We start from the raw sequence: 20,774 nt of genomic DNA on the forward strand, positions 1-20,774 counted from the left end.
TGTGCTTGGAGCAGCGGGTATTGGGGGAAGGGCATAGGGTTTATCGGTTATTCCCCAAGCCCTTCCCCCTCTGCCCTCTGCTTTTAAATCGTTCCGTTAACTTTAGTTCGTTTAATAAAATGGCCGAATCCTTTATCGATCAGGCAGGTATTCTCATCAATGGCGACCGTGCCCCGTAGGAGTACGGTTTTTACCTTGCCGGTCAGTTCCCAGCCTTCATAGCCGGAATAATCAACGTTCATGTGGTGCGTTTTAGCCGAGAGCGTATGCTTCTCTTCTGGGTCAAAAATCACCAGATCGGCATCGCTTCCAATACCTATAGTACCTTTCCGGGGAAACATCCCGAATATTTTGGCGGGGTTTGTACAGGCGATTTCAACGTACTTGTTCAAAGTTATTTTTCCTTTGCCCACGCCCTCGCTGTACAGCAATTCCATTCGGTTCTCGATAGCCGGGTGCCCATTCGGAATCTTCGAGAAATCGTCCTTACCCATGAGCTTCTGTTCCCACATAAACGGACAGTGATCGGTTGCAACCACCTGGACTAATCCCTGATTGATTCCGGCCCACAATGCCTGCTGGTCTTTTTTCTCCCGCAAGGGCGGACTCATTACCCATTTGGCACCCTCAAAGTCCTTTTCATAGAGTGAAGCATCCAGTATGAGATATTGAATACAGGTTTCGGCATACACTTTCTGGTTCCGGCGGGTGGCATTGCGAACCCCATTCAACGCACCCTCGCAGGTCATATGCACAATGTAGCCGGGGCAACCTGTATAATCGGCCAGGTCCGTAAAACGACAGCTGGCTTCGGCTTCCGTCACTTCAGGCTGTGAGCGATAATGGTAAAGCGGTGACAGCTTTCCTTCCGACCGATGTTTGGCAATCAGATAGTCGATCATATCACCGTTGGTCGCATGAACGGTCACCATCCCCCCCTGCTTTTTCACCTCCTGCATCAGACCGACCATCTGGCTGTCGTTGATCATCAGGGCTCCTTTATAGGCCATGAACGTTTTAAACGAGGTAATACCTTCGTTATCAACCATATCTTTTATCTCAGCCTTCGAGTCATCGTTGAAATCAGTGACAGCCATATGAAAGCTATAATCGCCTACGGCTGTTCCACGGGCACGGGAGTTCCAGTCGTCAAGAGCCTCTTTCAGGGAATGCCCCTGTTTCTGCAACACAAAATCAATAACCGTCGTGGTCCCTCCGAACAGGGCTGCCCGTGTTCCGGTTTCATACGTATCGCTCGAAAACGTGCCCATGAAGGGCATCGACAGATGCACATGGGGGTCTATGCCTCCCGGAAAAACGAGTTTCCCCGACGCGTCGATAACGGTATCGGCCTGAACGGGCAAATTCTTGCCAATAGCCGAAATCGTTTCGCCCTCAATAAAAATATCGGCAACGTAATCGTCGGCCGCTGTAATTACCCGGCCGTTTTTAATGAGAATTGACATGGTATTCATGTATTTACTGCTCGTGGTAACCGCAAAAGGTCACAACAAACAAACCTGTATGGTGACTCATTGGCACACCACCCTCGTCCAACAAAGATTATCTACGGCTTAGTATAGCTCCCCTTTCCGGCTGGTCAGCTCACGGACAATTGTGCTTCATTGACAGCGTATCGACTCCGCATTAACCCCAGGTAGACACTACCACTCAGGAAAAAGCCCACAAACCACGCGTAATTATAAATTTGGGCAATCCAGGTGGGTACACTGTCGGCAGGCATAGCGTGAATGGTAATCAGAAACCCGGGTATAGTCGGGATAATTCCGGCCAGCAAAGCCAGAATTGCTGAGGTATTAAACCCGTTTTTGAAGCTATACATCCCACGGGCACTGTACAGATCATTCAACACCAGCTTTTGTTTCCTGAGGAAGAAATAGTCGGCAATCATAATTCCCCCAACCGGGCCAAGCAGACTCGAATACCCCACTAACCAGGTAAAAATAAACCCTGTAGGATCGGCAATCAGTTTCCAGGGAAAAATCAGAACCCCGATAACCCCAGTTATATACCCACCTTTTCGAAAGTCGATTCTGGAAGGGGCCAGATTCGCAAAATCATTGGCAGGGCTGACAATGTTGGCCGCAATATTGGTAGCTAGGGTTGAGATGGCCACCGAAATCATGGCTACACTAACCAGCAGTTTGTTATCAAACTTTCCGGCCAGAATCAGGGGGTCCCAGATGGTGGTTCCGTAAATAATCGTTGTAGCCGACGTTACTACTACCCCGATGAACGAAAACAGGGTCATGGATGGCGGCAGTCCGATAGCCTGTCCCTGGACCTGCGCTTTCTGACTGGTAGCGTAGCGGGTAAAATCAGGAATATTCAGCGAGAGCGTTGCCCAGAAGCCCACCATTCCGGTGAGAGCCGGGAAGAAAAACGCAAAGAATGCGGACGTGTCTGCAAATTTGGACGTTTGCTGGAGGATCGGGCCGAGTCCGTTTCCGGCCGAAATAGCCCACCAGAGTAGCGCAAGGGCCGCAACCGGCAGAAAGAACGCTTTGAAAATGAGCAGTTTTTTAATGCTTTCGACGCCCAGATAGACGACATACATATTCAGCAGCCAGAACAACAGGAAACAAATAGCGGGGCCGGTTTGCAGACCGAATGAGGCTGGAAAGATCTGGGGCAACGTTTCCAGAGAGGGTATCCACAACCGCAGCATCTGGTATACCGAAAAACCACCCAGCCAGGTTTGAATCCCAAACCAGCCACAGGCCACAATAGCCCGCAGCAACGCCGGAATATTAGCCCCACGGGTTCCGAAACTGGCCCGCGCCAATACCGGGAATGGAATCCCGTATTTAGCCCCCGCATGGCCGTTCAGAATCATCGGAACCAATACGATGGTATTCCCCAGAAAAATGGTCAGAATGGCCTGCCACCAGTTCATCCCCCCTTCGATGAGTGAACTGGCCATCATATACGTGGGAATGCATAAACTCATGCTGATCCACAGAGCCGCATAATTCCAGGTACTCCAGGTCCGCTTCGATGCGGGAATAGGAGCCAGATCTTCGCTATAAAGAGCCGATGATTCGCCCAGGTGGGCGTCGCTTTGTTGCTGCATTGAGTTCGTGTTTGTACGGGGCGGCCCCTGTCGTTTGCAGTTTTATTGCCTGGAAGCGCTAAAATGCACGGGCCGCCCCGCACAAACTACAAACTCTTTAACTTATTTTCAAGGTATCAAATACCAATTTCTTAAATCGGGCTTCATCGGCCTCTACACAAATAGTGGCATTGGGGGCCTTTTTCCAAACCCCTAATTCATCGATCGTCAGTGCTCCCAATGTCAATTCGCCACGGGTTTCGACATCCACAAAGCGTGATACTGACTGGGTTACCAGCGTCGGGTCGATGACGGCTGCCACGGTGATGGCATCGGGATGGTTGGAGCCTTTCATTTTCTGATGCTCCTTGCAATACGTCCGACGAATGCGATTGATCTTCATGAAAAAATCCGAATACTTCGTACCGAGCGTGGCCACCTGCGCATAATCCTCGTCGGTAAAGACCGAACTTTTCACACTGACATCGAACCCAACGGTCGTAATCGGAATTCCCGATTGAAACACAATCCGGGCGGCTTCGGGATCCACCCAGGCATTATACGTCGCGCCCGGGTTGATATTTCCGTAAAACTTGTAAAAACCGCCCATAAAGTACAGCCCTTTGACTTTTTTTGCCATTGCCGGTTCTTTCAGCAACGCCAACGCTACATTGGTCAGCGGCCCAATGGCGACAAGGGTCAGTTCGCCGGGATTGGCATTGACGAGCCGTATGATGGCATCGACAGCGTGTTCTTTTTCCGGTTTTTGTTTGGGGTCCGGAAAAAACGAATCACTCATACCATCGCTCCCATGCACATAGGTTGCCGTGCCATGAACCTCACGGGTCAAGGGGCGGGCTGAGCCCTGATACACCGGAATCTGTCCTGACTTACCGGCTACTTCGAGCGTATACAGTGCATTTTTAGTTTGCTGCTCAAACCCCACGTTGCCCACCGTAATGGTAATCGCTTCAACGCTCAGTTTTGGCGAACTCACCGCCATCAACAGGGCCAGTGCATCGTCTGTAGCCGTATCGGTATCCAGTATGATTCGGGTTCGGGTGTCGGCTTTTTTTCCTTTCCCTCTGAGAGACGCAAGCGTTACGGCTGGCAAAAAGGTAGAGGCCGTACCGACCGAAAGGGCACCAATAAATTTGCGTCTTGACGTTAACATGCTTAGTCGGCTCTTTTTATTTACGAAATTTCACTTTCAGTTCACTGTTACAGACCAAAATCCCGCAAATAAGATACCAAACCAACATTTCAACGGGCCTGGCTTACCAATTTTCTTTATCAGCCATTCGGTTTCTGCTTATTGAATGTCATTTATGGTCATTTTACAGCCATTCTGTATGCGAAGCTGTACAATGCCCATCCACGACCATCAAATGATTACGAATGACTTATCCAGATGCCGGTTTTACTCAACATGCTCATCGGCAATCTGCAGTGCCTCACTGATCATAGCCAGCCCTTCATCGATCTGTTCTCTGGTTACGCAGAGCGGGGGTGCCACGAACACGTAGCTCCAGCGCACAAACGTGTACATCCCTAACTCTTTAATTTTTGCCGCTACTTTACCCATCACGGCCATTTCTTCGGGTTTGGCATTAAACGGAGCCATGGGTTGTTTCGTGGCCCGGTTTTTGACGATTTCAAAACAGCCCAGCAAACCCGTTGTTCTGAAATCGCCAATACAGGGATGCTTCTGTTTCATCCGTTCCGCCTGCTGGGCAACATATTGCCCCATGTCGGCTGCATTCTCGATCAGATTCTCGTCTTCGTAAATTTTAATCGTTTCCAGGGCAGCCGCACAACCAACCGGATGGGCATTGTAGGTCATGCCGGTTGCGAGCACGGTATCGTTGAATTTTGCCGCAATTTTATCGGTCATCATCAGGCAACCAAAAGGAATATAACCACTCGTAATCCCCTTTGCCATGGTAACCATATCGGGCACAATCCCATGATTTTCAAAACCAAACCACTTACCCGTCCGGCCAAATCCGCTCATCACCTCATCGATAATCAGCAGTATCCCGTATTTATCACAGATGGTGCGAACAGCCTTTAGATACCCTTCTGGATATTGCAGACAACCCGACGTGCCCGATTCACCCTCCAGCAGAATGGCCGCGATGTTACCCGGCCCTTCGTATCCAATGATTCGTTCGAGCTGCTCTACCGAATCGGTCAGCAGACTGGTTTCATCATGATTCCAGCGGTACCGATAGGGAATATCGACATGGACAAAATTGGGAGCCTGCTGCGAATCGTCGGGGAGTTTACGAGGGTCCCCCCCTACCGACAGTGCCCCATACGTAGCTCCATGATAGGACTGATACCGACTAATGATTTTATGCCGCCCGGTATAGGACCGGGCCATTTTCAGAGCCGCTTCGATGGACGTGGCCCCGCAGAGGGTAAAATAAGCCTTGTTGAGATCACCAGGGCAGATTTCAGCCAGTTTCTTTCCCAGTTCGCCCCGCACTTTTGTTACACAATAGGGCGTCACATAACTGACCTCCTGCATTTGTCGAACCACAGCCTCCGTAATCCGCTGATTGCCGTGACCGATATTGACGTTCATCAGACCAGACGAAAAGTCGATATACCGTTTATCATCGTAATCATACAGATATACCCCTTTTGCATATTTCACAGCGATTGGTGAAATACCCTGCTGTTTGCTCCAGACAAAAACGGTTGAATCGAAATTATCCTGTAGCACTTCCTCTTTTTCCGTAAGTGAGACGGTATCTAGCATAGCGTTTACGATTTACCTTTTTTTATGATTGGTTGGCCTAGATCGATTAACTCATCCAGTTTATACCCGCTTCAGGGTTCCATTTGGTGGTAGTTTTCTTTAGTTTCGTCCAGAATTCGATGGAGCTTTTACCCGTAATATCACCTACTCCAAACCGACTCTCGTTCCAGCCACCAAACGAAAAGGGCTCACGCGGAACGGGGACGCCCACATTGACCCCCACCATACCCGCACTCGCCCGGTCCATTACGTAGCGGGCCATTCCTCCATTTTGCGTGAATACAGCGGCTGCATTGCCATACGGATTTGCATTTTCGATTGCCAGGGCCTCATCGACAGTATTTGTCCGCATAATGCTGATCACAGGCCCGAATAATTCTTCCTGGGCGATCGCCATGTCGGGTCGAACATAATCGATCACCGTTGGCCCCACGTAGGTGCCCTTCTCTTTGCCTTCAACCCTCGGGTTTCGTCCATCTAGCAGCACTTTGGCACCTTGTTCTTCAGCTTCGGTGATGTACCGTTCAATTCGTTCTTTCGATGAGCGGTTTATCACAGCACCCAGGTTTTTTCCGGGTACCACTTTCTGTGCCTCTTCGCACAATTTCTCGATTATATGATCGACTGGCCCAACCGCTACCATTGCAGAAGCTGCCATGCATCGCTGTCCGGCACAACCCGCCATAGACGCAGTAATATTCTGGGCAGTCATACCGGGTATAGCATCGGGCAGAACAATCAGGTGGTTCTTGGCTCCTCCTAATGCCAGACATCGTTTAAAGTGGCTCGTCGCCCGTTGATATACGAGTTTGGCAATCTTTGTAGAGCCCACAAAGGATACCGCTTCGATGTCCGGATGATCGCAAATGGCATTGACCACTTCGCTGTCGCCATGCACAATATTGAACACCCCGTTGGGCAATCCGGCTTCCTGTAATAATTCGGCCAATCGGCCTACGCTCAGAGGAACTTTCTCCGACGGTTTAATAATCATACAGTTACCAAGTGCAATCGCATTGGGTATGGTCCAATTGGGCACCATACTCGGAAAGTTGAACGGTACAATGCTGGCCACTACGCCTAAAGGCACTCGTTCGGTTCGGCATTCCACTCCCCGACTCACTTCCAGAATCTCCCCTGTTACGATCTGCGGCAGCGAACAGGCAAATTCCGATAGTTCAGCCCCTTTTTCAATTTCGGCGACGGCTTCTTCATACGTTTTCCCATTTTCTTCCTGCACAAGCAGAGCCAGTTCGGTCAGATTTTTCTCCAGCAGCGCTTTATAGCGAAAAAATACCTGAACCCGTTCTTTTAGCGTGGTCCGGCTCCAGGCCGGGAAGGCCGCCTGAGCCGCCCGTACAGCCCTGTCCAGATCGCCCGCTTCCGACATAGGAACCGTTGATAGCCGGGTGCCATCTACTGGTGAAATCACTTCCAGTGTCCGATCGGTAGCCGCATCGACAAAGGCCCCATTGATGTAATTCTGAACGGGATTATACTTCATATATCTGCCAGTGTTCTACATTTTTTATAGAAACAGAGTATGCAAACTAAAAAAAAGTTAAATACAAGTCAATTTTTAACAATATTTTTACAACCATAACTTGTCGTAAAAGGAATGGAAAAGAATAGTTTTGTATTGGACGATCTGGATTTCGCCATCCTCTCCTGCCTGCAGAAAGATGGGCGTATGTCGTTTACCGACATTGCAGACCAGTTGGCTGTGTCGGTCGGGACAGCACGAACCCGGCTGAATCGCCTGATCGAAGACGGGGTTATCAGCATCATTGGCCGCGTAGATCCCGACAAAGTCGGCTTCCGGGCCTACGCTCACATTGCTGTCTTTGTACGGCCCGCTACGTTAAAAGAGCCTGTTGCTGAACGAATTGCCCAGATGCCTGAAGTCAGTTTTCTGGCCAGCACATCGGGCGATTATGACCTGGAAGTAGATGTGATGTGCCCAACGAATCACGACCTGGTCGAATTTATCAATGAAATCTCAAAGATCGAGGGGGTCTATCAGACCAAAACAACCTTATACTTCAAGGTCTACAAATATGCCCAGCCCGATCTGAATTTATTATCGGGGAAATCCTCCATCTGACTACCCAGATCATAAAGTAATTGATAGTATGTCACAGCAAATCACGTATTTTGGATACCCAAAGTGGTATTGCGCAACTACGAACGATTGTCGCTGGTGAAAACTTTTCTCTTTCTTCTTTACGGGTTGTTTGGGGTAATTGCCTCTGTACGGGGACAAAGTAACCTGCCACCCGTATTCGAAATCAAAACGGATTCGGCGTTTTTCAGACCCGACACGACCCATTTCCAGATTCTTGAAGACGCGAAGGGCGAACTTACCTTCAAAGACGTTCTCAATCACCCTGCTTTCCGATCCGACAAGTTTTTCTCCCGCACGCGTCACTCCCATACGTACTGGATGCGCATGCGTATCAAAAACAGCCTGCCACACGAATTAAGACTATATTACTGCGACTTTAACAGCGACTATGTTGACCTGTTTAGATTAGACAGTACCGGCCACTGGCAGCACCAGCAGACCGGCGATCTGGTTCCATTCAGCCAGCTTCCGGTTCATAAAGGCGCTCCTGAGCGCGCCCGGCTTTTCTTCACACTGGGCCCCGGTCAGGAGACGGTCGTGTACGAACGGGCTCAAAATGCCCGCTGGCATTCCCCCCTCACCTATCTGTCGCCCCAGTTGCAAACGGAACAAGGCCGTATTGAAGCCGTTTTTAAAAATATAGTGATCGAAAAAGGCTGGAAAAATTACCTCATCGAAGGCATTATTATCGGCATATTGATTCTGGCCTCCTGCTACAATCTGTTCATCTATTATTCGATCTCGGATCGCGTCTATCTGTACTTCGGTATCTGCCTGTTTTTCTTTGTACTCGATCGCAATTATTACCGCATTCAGCTGGCTTTCTTCGAAGAGTACCCTTATGCCTTTAAGCTGGTCGCCAATTTATTCTTTATTGTCTTTTTTATCTTTTTCGTACAATCGATTCGGAATCTACTTCAGTCACCGTCCTCGCTGATCCGGTTGGACAGGCTCATTTCAACCACGCTGCTGTTAACAGTAGTCGCTAATTTGGTGCAGATAGTCGGCTATAGTATACCTATCGTTCCCCTAGATGAATGGGCTCTACTGATTGAAGTACTGATCCGGCTGATTTACGGGCTCTGTATGTTCATGGCGTTCAAACGGATGAAGCAGGGGCTGTTTGAGGCCCGCTACCTGTTACTGGCCCTGACCCCACTTTTCATCCTCTGGCTTTTCACATTGACAACCGCAACCCTGGGCCTCTACTTTCGGGTCGATCTTCCACGCATCATATATGAAAATGTAGAGTATGTTGAAAGTGCCTGCTTCGCCTGGATGATTATTGTCTTTACAGGAGCCCTTATGAATCGGTACAACCTGGTCCGGCAACAGGTTATCCAGCAGGCCATTGAAAAGGAACAACTGGAAAAAGAGCGCGAAATTGAACGAAATCGACTCATTGCCGCCCAGAACGAACAACTCGAACGCGAGGTAGAAGCCAGAACGTCGGCCCTCAAACAGTCGCTTAACGAGCTAAAAGCAACGCAGGATCAACTCATTCAGCAGGAAAAGCTAGCCTCTCTGGGCGAGCTAACAGCTGGCATCGCCCACGAGATTCAGAACCCGCTTAATTTTGTCAATAACTTTTCGGAGGTTTCAGTCGAATTGGTCGATGAATTGAAAGAAGGCCTTTTCCAGTATCTGCCCGAATCTGAAAAAGCCAATGCCGAGGAAATTATGGGCGATCTGACCCAAAATCTACAAAAGATCACGCATCATGGCAAACGGGCCGATTCCATCGTAAAAGGCATGCTGGCTCACAGTCGCAGCACGAGTGGGCAAAAGCAACCCACTAATTTAAACGATCTGGTCGAAGAATTTCTGCGCATTGCCTATCATGGCCTTCGTGCCAAACACAAGTCTTTCAATGCGGATCTACAACTTGATCTGGATGCTTCTATCGGGATGGTCAATCTGGTTTCGCAGGACATAGGACGGGTTTTACTCAATGTTTACAATAATGCCTTTTATGCCGTACAGGCGAAACAAAAGCAGGCGAGCAGGGACTATAAGCCTCTTATTCAGGTACGAACAAAAGCTGACCAGGGCAACGTGACGATTTCGATTTGTGATAATGGTACGGGCATACCCGACGACATTCTACACAAAATTTACCAGCCATTTTTTACCACAAAACCAACTGGCCAAGGTACGGGTCTGGGACTTTCATTGAGTTATGACATCATTACCAAAGGCCATAACGGGGATATGCAGGTTAAGACTCAGGTTGGTGAAGGCTCTGAGTTCATCCTTAAATTACCCAGATAGTACACGGATACCTCGTACGTATCCAAGTTCGTTTTTGCATAGGAGTTTATACACATTCCTGTCTGTGAGAGAGCGCCTATACAGGAGTGGAGTCCGTCTATTCGCTACGAGAAGCTTCCAGCCTGATGTACAGGTCAGTCCCTTCTTCAATCGGCAGGTAGTCGTGACGAGCCTATGTTTAAAAAACTTCATCCGTGCAGGAGGCCGCCGATGGGCGATCATACCGAATTGGATGCGGTTGTTTATGCCATCCGCTGAAATACCCTTTTACAACTCATTTTGAGGCATTTCTTTGTCAACTTTCGAACGGAACAGGGGTAGTTTATGTTCTATCTCTATAACCGGAATAGCCCACTGGGCTACTAATCTCCCTCTTTTGTTTCGTACTACTAAACTTGACAATTTGTACAAGTCAGTGCTTTTGCGTCTATATTTGGGCCGGTCGGTGTACTAAAGCGGCTCAAAACCGGAAACCGATCAAAACGTTATATAGATGCTTTACGTCAAAACAAGAGCGGAAATCGCATCAACCTGAAAACCGATATGTCGAAAAACTTAGTCATAGTGGAGTCGCCAGCGAAGGCGAAAACCATTGAAGGCTATCTGGGTAAGGACTTTTTGGTAAAGTCCAGCTTTGGCCACGTACGCGATCTGCCTAAAGATGGGCTGGCCGTCGATGTTGCCAATGGCTTTCAACCCTCGTATGAAATTTCTCCCGATAAAAAGAAATTAGTCAGTGAACTCAAATCGCTGGCCAAGTCGGCGGAAGAAGTCTGGCTGGCAACGGACGATGACCGCGAAGGAGAAGCGATTTCGTGGCACCTGAAAGAAGCCCTTGGCCTGCGCGACAATACCAAGCGCATTGTGTTTCGCGAAATAACCAAAAACGCGATCCTGAATGCCATTCAAACTCCCCGTACCATCGATGTCGATCTGGTCAATGCCCAACAGGCACGTCGGGTGCTGGATCGGCTGGTCGGCTACGAACTATCGCCGGTATTGTGGCGAAAAATTAAAGGCGGCAGCACAGGGCTATCGGCAGGTCGCGTACAATCAGTTGCCCTGCGACTAGTGGTCGAACGCGAACGGGAGATCGACAAACACTCGGCCAAATCATCGTTTAAAGTAACCGCCCAGTTTATTGTCGATGGCTCTAAAGTTCTGAACGCTGAATTGCCCAGGAATTTCCAAACCTCGGGTGAAGCCCGTACGTTTCTGGAAGCCTGTATCGGGGCTACGTTCACGATCAAGAACCTAGAAGTAAAACCCGCCAAAAAATCCCCCGCTCCACCGTTTACGACGTCTACGCTCCAGCAGGAAGCTTCCCGTAAGCTCAGTTATTCAGTAGATCGGACGATGCGGCTGGCGCAGAACCTGTACGAAGCCGGTAAGATTTCGTACATGCGAACCGACTCGACCAATCTCTCTCAGGAAGCCATCGATAAAGCCAAAGCGGAGATTGAAACCGAATTTGGCCCTAAATACGTACAGACCCGGCAGTTTAAGACCAAAAATGAGTCGGCTCAGGAGGCCCACGAAGCCATCCGACCGACTAATTTCAACGACCGGAATGCCGGGGCCGACCGGGATCAGAAACGACTTTACGAGTTAATCTGGAAACGCGCCATTGCCTCGCAAATGGCTGATGCGCAACTCGAACGAACGATTGTAACCATCGGTATCAGGTTTGCCAACGGCACCCAGCTTGAGCAGGATTTGAGTTTTGATGTATTTGGCGAAGATTACAACCCGACTAAACAGGTTAAATTTAATCCGAAGACTCCGGCACAGAACCCAACCTTTCCGAATGAACTGGTAGCGCAGGGAGAAGTCATTAAGTTCGATGGTTTTTTACGCGTTTATCTGGAATCGAAAGACGACGAGGACGATGAGGAGGCCAAAGGTATGTTGCCCCCACTTACCATTGGTCAGGTGCTAAACCTTGGCCAGATGAAAGCGACGGAGAAGTTTACCCGCCCCCAGCCTCGCTACGCTGAAGCTTCGCTGGTGAAAAAGCTGGAAGAAATGGGCATTGGCCGTCCATCAACGTACGCGCCAACGATTTCGACGATCATCAACCGGGGCTACGTGATCAAACAGGATAAACCCGGCCAGGAACGGAAATATCAGGAATTCACGCTCCAGCAGAATCACATTACCGAAACCAGTGGCAAAGAAACCTTTGGCTCCGAAAAAGCGAAGCTCTTTCCAACCAATACGGGTATTGTGGTGAATGATTTTCTGGTTGAATATTTTCCCGACATCGTCAACTACCAGTTTACGGCAACGGTCGAAAAAGAGTTTGATGAAATAGCCGATGGCAAGATCAACTGGCAGAAAATGCTGGAAGGTTTCTACGGCGATTTTCACAAGAATATTGAAGAAATTCAGGGAGCCTCGGTTGGTTCGTTCAAGACCGGAGCCCGTGAACTGGGTCTTGATCCGGCTTCGGGCAAACCTGTTTCGGCCCGACTGGGCAAATACGGGGCTTACGTGCAGATTGGTGATGCCAGTGATGAAGACAAACCCCGGTTTGCCAACCTGCGCGATGGCCAACTGATCGAAACCATCTCGTTGCAGGACGCCCTGGATCTGTTCGCTCTGCCGCGCGAAGTCGGTTTCTTCGAAGATAAGGCCATGACCATCGGCATCGGTAAGTTCGGCCCTTACGTGAAGCACGACGACAAATACGTATCGCTCACGAAGGAAGATGATCCGTACTCGATTGATGCTGAACGGGCTATTCAGCTTATACAACAAAAGCGGGCCGAATCGATCAGCGAATCGCTGGGGGATTATGCCGGTAAACCCGTTACCACCGGCAAAGGTCGTTTTGGACCGTATGTGAAGTACGACGAGAAGTACATTTCCCTTCCCCGAAATGAGTCAATTGCCGGGTTGACGCTCGAACGTGCTATTGAACTTATCGAAGCCAAACGGCAGCAGGAAGCCAACAAATACATTAAGGAGTTTGCCGAACGCCCGGAAATCAAAGTAGTAAATGGGCAATATGGGCCTTATCTGGCAGTTGGTAAGCGGAACGTACGTATCCCCAAAGACGTTGACCCCGCTACCCTCACCCTTGAAGACTGCCTGACACTGGCGGGTGATGATCCAGCAGCCTCGAAGGCGCCCGCCAAAAAAGCCGCTTCGGCATCGGCCACCAAGGCAGCTTCGAAAACAAAAGCAGCCCCGAAAAAAACCACGGCAACCAAGAAAGTAGCGTCGAAGAAATAAGGTATAATACGCTCGCTCGATTGTAACCCGATCATCGACGAACCCAACTCATCAAAAGCCTTCCCCAATCGGATGGCTTTTGAGTTTGATGTACCATTGGGAAATCATCGCTATTTTGCAGACAAACAATCGACGCAATACCGAACGCATGAGACATTTCCTGCTTTTTTTTCTAGTACTGTCCACCGCTGCTTTCTCTCAAACTGACAATCAATATAATCTGATCCCATTCCCAGCTCGCTTTTCGGGGCAAAATGGCCAGTTTACCCTGACCAATACGACCCGAATCGTTATTACCCCTGCTGCCGATGCCAGTGTACGTGCGGTGGCGCAAACCGTTGCCGGGCAGCTTAAAACCGCTACTGGTCTTTCTCTTCCGGTGGCGCCTACCAGCCAGGTAGTAGCCAAAGGGGCCAACATTTTCCTGACGTTAAATAAAAAGTTGAATCTGGGCGACGAGGGGTATAAACTAACCGTAACTCCCGGCAAAGTACTGGCCGAAGCGGCTACCCCCAAAGGACTATTCTATGCGGCTCAAACCATGCGTCAACTGCTGCCAGCAGGTCAGTCGAATGTAGCAATGCCTGCCTGTGCCATCACTGACAAACCCCGGTTTGGCTATCGGGGCCTGATGCTCGACGTTGGCCGGAACTTCATGCCTGTCCCCTTCGTCAAGAAGTTTATCGACCTGATGGCGATGCACAAGCAGAATACGTTTCACTGGCACCTGACCGACGACCAGGGCTGGCGTATCGAAATCAAAAAATACCCCAAACTGACCCAGATCGGGAGTAAACGGGCCGAAACGGTCGTGGGTCAAAACTACCAGAATTACCCACAGCAGTTCGACGGCAAGCCCGTTGGCGGTTTTTACACACAGGACGAGATCCGGGATGTGGTTCGGTATGCGCAGAGTCGATTTGTAACGGTGATTCCCGAGATCGAAATGCCGGGGCATGCTCAGGCCGCGCTGGCTGCCTACCCCGAACTTGGTTGTGACCCGGCCAAAGGGTACAAGGTGCGTACGCAGTGGGGTATTTCGGAGGATGTTTATTGCCCTTCGGAGAAAACCTTTACTTTTCTGCAGGATGTCCTGAGCGAAGTAATCACCTTATTTCCGGGCAAATACATTCATATTGGGGGCGACGAGTGCCCGAAAACGGCCTGGAAAGCCAGTGCGCTTTGTCAGGAGTTGATCAAGAAGAATGGCCTTAAAGACGAGCACGAGCTACAAAGCTATTTCATCCGACGCATTGAGAAGTTCCTGAATACCAAAGGCAGATCGATCATTGGCTGGGACGAAATTCTGGAAGGTGGTCTGGCCCCCAATGCGACCGTTATGAGCTGGCGTGGTACAACGGGTGGTATTGAAGCCGCCAAACAAAAGCACAACGTGGTCATGACGCCCACCAACACCTGCTACCTGGACTATTATCAGGGTAACCCCGCTACAGAGCCCCTAGCCATTGGCGGTTACCTTCCGCTGGATCAGGTATATGCCTATGAGCCCATGCCCACCGAACTGTCGTCTGATGAACAGAAGTACGTGATGGGCGTTCAGGGCAATATCTGGACCGAAATGATGCCTACGCCCGAAACGGTTGAGTACATGACCTATCCAAGAGCCATTGCCCTGGCCGAAATAGGCTGGATGCAGGCTGGTCCACACAATTTTGAGGATTTTGCCCAGCGATTAAAAAATCACCTGCCCAAATTGGCGGCTATCCCGGTCAATTATGCCAAACGGCTATTCGACATTTCGGCCAGTACACAACCCAACGACCAGGGACAACTTCAGGTGAAACTGAGCAAGCTGGATACAGATAGCCAGATTTTTTATACGACGAACGGCAAAGACCCCAACGAGAAAAGTACCGAATACATTGGCCCCTTTACCCTAACCAAAACCGCCACGGTAAAAGCGATGACTCCCACTGGAGGCCGTCTGACACAGACCTTTACCCTGCACAAAGGCAAGAATAAATCTTACAAGTACACGATTGCACCCGATCCGGCAGCCGACCCCGCAATGACCAAACTCACTGATGGAGTCCGGGGAGAAAGCCCACGCGATAAGCGCCAATGGGTAAACTTCAACGACGAAATGGAGGTGGTCCTCGACCTTGGCGATGTAACCAGTGTAACGAAAGTATCCCTGAACTTCCTGAAAATTATTCTCCAACAAACGTTTCCGCCCACGTCGGTCGACATTGCGTTATCGAAAGACGGAACTGAGTATAAAGACGCCATTTCGCAACCTGTCAAGTATGAGCTAACCGGCCCCTGGGACATTCTGCCCATTGTAGCCGATTTCAAAACAGCCCGTGCCCGGTACGTTCGCATCCGTGCCAAAAACGCAGGCGTTTGCCCACCCGATCATCCCAGGGCAGGTCAAAAAACGAAGTTTGCGACCGATGAGATTGTGGTTGAATGACCCAAACCAACAAAACCTATGAAAAAAATTGTTGTGCTCTCTGGCGCGGGGATCAGTGCCGAGAGCGGTATACCTACCTTCCGGGCCTCCGATGGTCTCTGGGAAAATCACCGGATCGAAGATGTAGCCACGCCCGAAGCCTGGAAACGAAATCCGGCACTGGTCCAGGATTTTTATAACCAGCGCCGGAAACAGGCCCTGAGTGTACAACCCAACGCGGGCCACTATGCCCTGGTGAAACTGGAAGAAAAATATGACGTAACAGTGATTACGCAGAACGTCGATAATCTCCACGAGAAAGCGGGTTCTTCGAAGGTGGTTCACCTGCATGGGGAGTTGTTCAAATCGCGCTCAACCGTCGATGAATCACTAATTTATGACATTGAGGGCTGGGAAATAAAGGAGGGCGACCTCTGCGAAAAAGGTTCGCAACTTCGTCCACATATTGTTTGGTTTGGCGAAGCCGTACCGATGATGGATGTTGCCCTGGACATCACCTACGAAGCTGACCTGTTTATTGTGGTTGGCACATCGCTGAATGTATATCCGGCGGCTGGTCTCGTCTATGCCGTTCGCGATGGCGTGCCCATCTATGTTGTAGACCCCAACATCCCCGATATGCACAAACGCGCCAATGTCACCTTCATCCCCGAACCCGCTACTATCGGCCTGACTCAATTAGCCGATGAGTTACTGAAAAAAGCCTAACCCCAGTTTCGCATTTTCTATTTTCTTCCACCAATATCATTGCGTCAATACAGACGTACATGTTATGTTGACGCAATGATCACATCTTTTATTGCGTCTATTTAAGAGTTGGCAGCAAGTTTAAAGACACACTAAAATGGAAGCAGAGATACCATTTGAAAAGCAAATAGAATTAGCGGAGACACAAGGAAGTTTAGAAGATGTTAGCGAACTAATTTCAAAGTTGTTTGCCCAAAATGACGACAGAGCCCTTGACCTTTGTCTCCAACTTGCTATGTCAGAATTTGGAGGCATAACATACAAAGACGACTTCCAAAATATTGCTGCACTAGGTGCTTTGCACTGGGGGACAAAAGGAATTGCACGTTTAGGAAAGGCAGCAATTAAAACAAATTCATTTCGTTCCATTAGCAATGCTACTCGCTTATTAAGCCATATTTCTAGTAAAGCACTTAGTGACTTTATGTATTCCCGTTTTAATCTTAAGAGCGTTATTGAACTCGACTTATCAAGCGATAAATATAAAACTGAGGAATGGACCAAGACTGCAAAGGAAACTTTGATAGATGTTGTAAAGTCAGTTGAAACGGAGGAGAAATTCCCAATCGGAATCACAAATAATTTAGGTTTTGCGATTAATGAAAATGCTGCAGAACATGTTTTTGCAGCTTTGATAGCAAGATGGTTCAATTTCAGCTCGACAGGTTTACAAGCCTTTTTGCATTTGGTGAATAATACAGGTAGACCTGAAATTGAATATCAGAACTTCTTAAAAGCAAATCCTTATATACTAGAACCATTTCATGCCCAAATTTGGTCTAAACCTAAATTTGGCGAAGATTTAATACCTGACTTTCTCATTCGTTCTATGGACAATACATATACAGTAGTTGAAATTGAGCAAGCAGATTTCCCAATAATGACGAAGGCGGGAGAGCTATCGGCAAAAACTACTCATGCTAAGAGACAAGCTATGGATTTTAGAGATTGGGCTATTAACAACAACCTTTATGCATCCAAGAAGTTCCCTGGTATTTATAGACCTTACTGTTTAGTAGTCATTGGTAGAGAGGCTGAATTAGACGAAATGCAAACTCAGAGACTAAAGCAAGAAAATGAATCAACCCAAGGAATTTTAAAAATTGTAGGCTTTGATTGGCTTTTGAATAGAGCGAGGACAACACTTGACAATTTGGTGAATTTTGGTTTTGACAGGCATACATTTCAAGAAGCGGTAAGTGAATAAAACCAGCTGCCAACATCGTATTGGCAATAGTGGGGCTGACATTTGTAAACTCAACATTTGTAATTCTATTGGGCATTAGTGCAAATGTTGGGCTTACGTTTTTCTAATGCCCCACCATCGCCAATACGCAAACCGTTAGTGACAAGCATATCGCAACACCCTGAGAATTGTAAGTTTCAATTTGTTGCCATTTGCTTTTCACCCCAACTTCTCATTTGACTAATAAACGGAATTAACTCTTTTCCTGTATCGGTAAGTGAATATTCAACCTTCGGTGGAACTTCCAAATAAACTTTTCTAACAATTAGTTCATCGGCTTCCAATTCTTTTAGCGTTTGGGTAAGCATTTTTGGTGTTATACCTACCACTGCTCTTTTTAATTCCCCATATCTCAAAAAACCATCTCTCAATACCCATAAAATTCGGCCTTTATACTTTCCACCTATTCGTTGGAAAGCATAATCAACTGCACAATGCGCCTTTTTATTTTTATTTTTCATTCATTCCTAAGTTTAAACTATTGATAATCAATAATAGTACCTTCTTAGTATGTAAGATACTTTATTGTACATACTTGCTGTAAAGATAATAAGGAATTTTCTTTGCATGAAATTTTACTTACAACAAATCAAAAGAAACAATGAATGCATCAATTAAAAAAGTTCTGCATTTTCCAATAACAAAAATTATTGTAGGCATTGCAGTTCCTTTTTCTCTATTCGTAGTAATTCAAAACTTTGTATTAAAACCGTTTTTTTATAGCATTATTTCAGAAAAAAGTATTGCTGACCCGATTATTATTTTTATTTCTTCAATACTATTATTGGTTAGTTATTACTATTTATTCCGGTTATATGATAAAAGAAAAATCACCGAACTATCCTTAAACTATTTACCCAGGGAAATGTTTGGAGGTTTTATTTTTGGTTTTTCGACAATTTCATTATCTATTTTCATTTTATACGTATTAGGCCACTATCAGACTTTTAGTATTACAACTGCTCACTACTCAGCAAGAATGTTTACTGTATTACTATTTGCTGCGATAGTTGAAGACTTATTTCATAGGGGATTAATCCTAAGAGTATTGGAAAATTGGTTAGGTACTAACATAGCCATTGTCATTGCCATGTTGGTAGAATTACAGCACATTTCCAATCCCGTTTCTAGTTTACTTAGTCTTCCTTTATATTTGATTTGGGGGTTTACTATGGCCATGATGTTTATTTATACCAAAAGAATTTGGCTACCTTATTTCTTCCATATAGGCTGGAATTTTGCTCAGCCTTTTTATGGCTCTAATCTCACTGGAGCAAATGATTTTGGCAGTATCATTCAATCAAAATTTACGGGGCCAGAACTATTAACAGGGGGTGCATTTGGAATTGAAGGCTCAATTTTTACACCAATTTTTTTATTGCTTATCGGAATAATACTTTATTATCGGGCAATAAGAGAGGGTAAAATTGTAAAAAGCAAACTATTTAAAAGATGAATTTGAAAGATGCGTTTTCAAGTCTTAGCAATTATTTTTCACCAAGGATTATAGGTGAAGTAAATGACCAATATAGTAAAGTCGAAAAAATAAATAGCAGGAAGTCCCCTGGCATAATCACGAAAACGAAGATAAATTATTCTACGTTGTAAAAGGGACACTTCTAATGAAAATTAAAAATCAGCCAGACCTGATTTTTAAAAAACACTTGTTTGTTGTAAACAAAGGAAAAAATCACAGAGTTTTCTCAAAAAAAGAGTGTCTAATTATACTTATTGAATCTAAAACCACTAAACATACAGGACAAATAACCTCTGTAATTACCAAATAAATAGAAGATCAATTCTGTTAAAGCCATATGAAGCGATTCATTTAATCAAAAAAACACCAGCCCCCAACATGGTATTTACAATAGTTGGTCGGACGAAATAAACCTCAACATTTGTAATTTTAATCAGCTTCGGTTCAGGCAGAAGGATTTCTATTGAGCATTAGCTTATTATCACCATCTTTTGTAATTTTATCGGGCTTTGATTCCGGGCCGCCGGAATTCTAATCCTAACCATCGCTAATACCTCGACGTTAGATGCCCAATATAACCCGCCGTAAATAAAAAAATGTTCAGGCATAAAGGGAAAAGCAGGAGTTTGAGACAGAATTTAGGAATAGCCTCTCTGCTCTCCTTTGTGGCTGGTATTGTCAATGTAGTTGGTTTTCTGGCCGTTCAGAAATTAACCACCAATGTGACGGGGCATTTTGCGCTTATGGTAGAAGAAGCTTTAAAAATAAATCTACACCAATCCTTCTATTATTTTCTCTATATATTTTTCTTCTTTTTAGGCTCTTTCTGTTCAAACCTGATTATCCAGATCACTGAGAAGTTGATGGATAAATATATTTTTATTATTCCCGTCTTATCCGAAACGGTTATACTGACAAGTATTGCGTTGCTGAGCTTTGACTATATCCTCGCCAATCCAAATTTGATTGCCTGCTCGATGCTGTTTGCCATGGGGCTTCAAAATTCACTGGTTACTACTATTTCAAGCTCGGCCGTACGAACGACTCATTTAACAGGATTATTTACGGACTTAGGGATAGAAGTTTCTCAGCTCTTTTTCTTTAAAGCAAAGGGCCAACAGGCCAAATTAAAGGCGGCCATAAAATTAAAATTAACGATCATAACGGCTTTTTTTCTAGGCGGTATTTTGGCAGGAGTTCTTTTTTCAACATTCAAAATGAAAACCCTGTTCATCGCTTCCTTTACGTTACTGATCGGTTTAACGATTGATTACGTAAATGTGAAAATCAGGCTGAAAAAACTAAAGCTGAAAAGCATGGATCATTCCAGAAGCTTTAGCCAAATTGATTAAAACTGCACGGACGCGAAGGCGCATTGAATTTTATCCCTTGCGTCT

At 46.9% G+C, this 20,774-nt stretch carries 14 protein-coding genes and 1 pseudogene; 9 read left to right on the forward strand and 6 right to left on the reverse strand.

Features of this window, described 5'->3' with window-relative positions:
• Window positions 1-83 precede the first annotated feature (83 nt).
• From hydA to B153_RS0120650, 5 genes are all read right to left on the reverse strand, one after another.
• Window positions 84-1,466, reverse strand: coding sequence for a dihydropyrimidinase (gene hydA / locus B153_RS0120630; RefSeq protein WP_026262320.1), 1,383 nt, complete (start codon window positions 1,464-1,466; stop codon window positions 84-86).
• Between the two features lie 134 nt (window positions 1,467-1,600).
• Window positions 1,601-3,094 carry an NCS1 family nucleobase:cation symporter-1 gene (locus B153_RS0120635; RefSeq protein WP_020598644.1) on the reverse strand — a complete coding sequence of 498 codons (1,494 nt, stop codon included), beginning with the start codon at window positions 3,092-3,094 and terminating at the stop codon, window positions 1,601-1,603.
• Between the two features lie 97 nt (window positions 3,095-3,191).
• Window positions 3,192-4,247: a nucleoside hydrolase gene (locus tag B153_RS0120640; RefSeq protein WP_020598645.1), complete on the reverse strand. Its 1,056-nt coding sequence runs from the start codon at window positions 4,245-4,247 to the stop codon at window positions 3,192-3,194.
• Between the two features lie 246 nt (window positions 4,248-4,493).
• Window positions 4,494-5,840: an aminotransferase class III-fold pyridoxal phosphate-dependent enzyme gene (locus B153_RS0120645; protein ID WP_020598646.1), complete on the reverse strand. Its 1,347-nt coding sequence runs from the start codon at window positions 5,838-5,840 to the stop codon at window positions 4,494-4,496.
• A 46-nt stretch (window positions 5,841-5,886) separates the two neighbouring features.
• Window positions 5,887-7,344: a CoA-acylating methylmalonate-semialdehyde dehydrogenase gene (locus tag B153_RS0120650; RefSeq protein ID WP_020598647.1), complete on the reverse strand. Its 1,458-nt coding sequence runs from the start codon at window positions 7,342-7,344 to the stop codon at window positions 5,887-5,889.
• A 114-nt stretch (window positions 7,345-7,458) separates the two neighbouring features.
• Here B153_RS0120650 and B153_RS0120655 point away from each other — a divergent pair, with 114 nt between their 5' ends.
• The 6 genes from B153_RS0120655 (at window position 7,459) to B153_RS0120680 (ending at window position 17,861) form a co-directional block, all read left to right on the forward strand.
• Window positions 7,459-7,944, forward strand: coding sequence for an Lrp/AsnC family transcriptional regulator (locus tag B153_RS0120655; protein ID WP_020598648.1), 486 nt, complete (start codon window positions 7,459-7,461; stop codon window positions 7,942-7,944).
• 96 nt (window positions 7,945-8,040) lie between these two features.
• Window positions 8,041-10,236, forward strand: a complete 2,196-nt coding sequence (locus tag B153_RS0120660; RefSeq protein WP_157634769.1) for a sensor histidine kinase — start codon at window positions 8,041-8,043, stop codon at window positions 10,234-10,236.
• Window positions 10,237-10,779: 543 nt separating this feature from the next.
• Window positions 10,780-13,473, forward strand: a complete 2,694-nt coding sequence (gene topA, locus B153_RS0120665; protein ID WP_020598650.1) for a type I DNA topoisomerase — start codon at window positions 10,780-10,782, stop codon at window positions 13,471-13,473.
• A 148-nt stretch (window positions 13,474-13,621) separates the two neighbouring features.
• Window positions 13,622-15,907, forward strand: coding sequence for a family 20 glycosylhydrolase (locus tag B153_RS0120670; RefSeq protein ID WP_040761781.1), 2,286 nt, complete (start codon window positions 13,622-13,624; stop codon window positions 15,905-15,907).
• A gap of 18 nt (window positions 15,908-15,925) precedes the next feature.
• Window positions 15,926-16,615 (forward strand): SIR2 family NAD-dependent protein deacylase, encoded by a 690-nt coding sequence (locus tag B153_RS0120675; RefSeq protein WP_020598652.1) that lies wholly within the window; start codon window positions 15,926-15,928, stop codon window positions 16,613-16,615.
• 136 nt (window positions 16,616-16,751) lie between these two features.
• Window positions 16,752-17,861, forward strand: coding sequence for a Shedu anti-phage system protein SduA domain-containing protein (locus B153_RS0120680; protein WP_020598653.1), 1,110 nt, complete (start codon window positions 16,752-16,754; stop codon window positions 17,859-17,861).
• A 176-nt stretch (window positions 17,862-18,037) separates the two neighbouring features.
• Here B153_RS0120680 and B153_RS0120685 read toward each other — a convergent pair whose 3' ends face one another.
• Complete coding sequence (locus tag B153_RS0120685) at window positions 18,038-18,361, reverse strand: winged helix-turn-helix transcriptional regulator (RefSeq protein WP_020598654.1); 324 nt, start codon at window positions 18,359-18,361, stop codon at window positions 18,038-18,040.
• A 140-nt stretch (window positions 18,362-18,501) separates the two neighbouring features.
• On the opposite strand from B153_RS0120685, the gene B153_RS0120690 reads away from it, so the two are divergent.
• The 3 genes and pseudogenes from B153_RS0120690 to B153_RS0120695 all read left to right on the forward strand — a co-directional run bounded on the left by B153_RS0120690 (window position 18,502) and on the right by B153_RS0120695 (window position 20,729).
• On the forward strand, window positions 18,502-19,356 hold the full coding sequence (locus B153_RS0120690) for a CPBP family intramembrane glutamic endopeptidase (protein ID WP_020598655.1): 855 nt from the start codon (window positions 18,502-18,504) through the stop codon (window positions 19,354-19,356).
• Between the two features lie 160 nt (window positions 19,357-19,516).
• Window positions 19,517-19,687 (forward strand): annotated as a pseudogene (locus B153_RS38885) (cupin domain-containing protein); the annotation flags it as partial.
• A 286-nt stretch (window positions 19,688-19,973) separates the two neighbouring features.
• On the forward strand, window positions 19,974-20,729 hold the full coding sequence (locus B153_RS0120695; protein WP_026262323.1) for a YoaK family protein: 756 nt from the start codon (window positions 19,974-19,976) through the stop codon (window positions 20,727-20,729).
• The last annotated feature ends 45 nt before the right edge of the window (window positions 20,730-20,774 follow it).

This window comes from Spirosoma panaciterrae DSM 21099, from assembly GCF_000374025.1.
Taxonomy (GTDB): Bacteria; Bacteroidota; Bacteroidia; order Cytophagales; family Spirosomataceae; genus Spirosoma; species Spirosoma panaciterrae.

Coding starts and splice junctions, on each gene's coding strand:
- B153_RS0120670 (WP_040761781.1), top strand. CDS start 13,622: ATGAGACATTTCCTGCTTTTTTTTCTAGTACTGTCCACCGCTGCTTTC.
- B153_RS0120645 (WP_020598646.1), bottom strand. CDS start 5,840: ATGCTAGATACCGTCTCACTTACGGAAAAAGAGGAAGTGCTACAGGAT.
- B153_RS0120685 (WP_020598654.1), bottom strand. CDS start 18,361: ATGAAAAATAAAAATAAAAAGGCGCATTGTGCAGTTGATTATGCTTTC.
- hydA (WP_026262320.1), bottom strand. CDS start 1,466: ATGTCAATTCTCATTAAAAACGGCCGGGTAATTACAGCGGCCGACGAT.
- B153_RS0120650 (WP_020598647.1), bottom strand. CDS start 7,344: ATGAAGTATAATCCCGTTCAGAATTACATCAATGGGGCCTTTGTCGAT.
- B153_RS0120695 (WP_026262323.1), top strand. CDS start 19,974: ATGTTCAGGCATAAAGGGAAAAGCAGGAGTTTGAGACAGAATTTAGGA.
- B153_RS0120680 (WP_020598653.1), top strand. CDS start 16,752: ATGGAAGCAGAGATACCATTTGAAAAGCAAATAGAATTAGCGGAGACA.
- B153_RS0120635 (WP_020598644.1), bottom strand. CDS start 3,094: ATGCAGCAACAAAGCGACGCCCACCTGGGCGAATCATCGGCTCTTTAT.
- B153_RS0120640 (WP_020598645.1), bottom strand. CDS start 4,247: ATGTTAACGTCAAGACGCAAATTTATTGGTGCCCTTTCGGTCGGTACG.
- topA (WP_020598650.1), top strand. CDS start 10,780: ATGTCGAAAAACTTAGTCATAGTGGAGTCGCCAGCGAAGGCGAAAACC.
- B153_RS0120655 (WP_020598648.1), top strand. CDS start 7,459: ATGGAAAAGAATAGTTTTGTATTGGACGATCTGGATTTCGCCATCCTC.
- B153_RS0120690 (WP_020598655.1), top strand. CDS start 18,502: ATGAATGCATCAATTAAAAAAGTTCTGCATTTTCCAATAACAAAAATT.
- B153_RS0120675 (WP_020598652.1), top strand. CDS start 15,926: ATGAAAAAAATTGTTGTGCTCTCTGGCGCGGGGATCAGTGCCGAGAGC.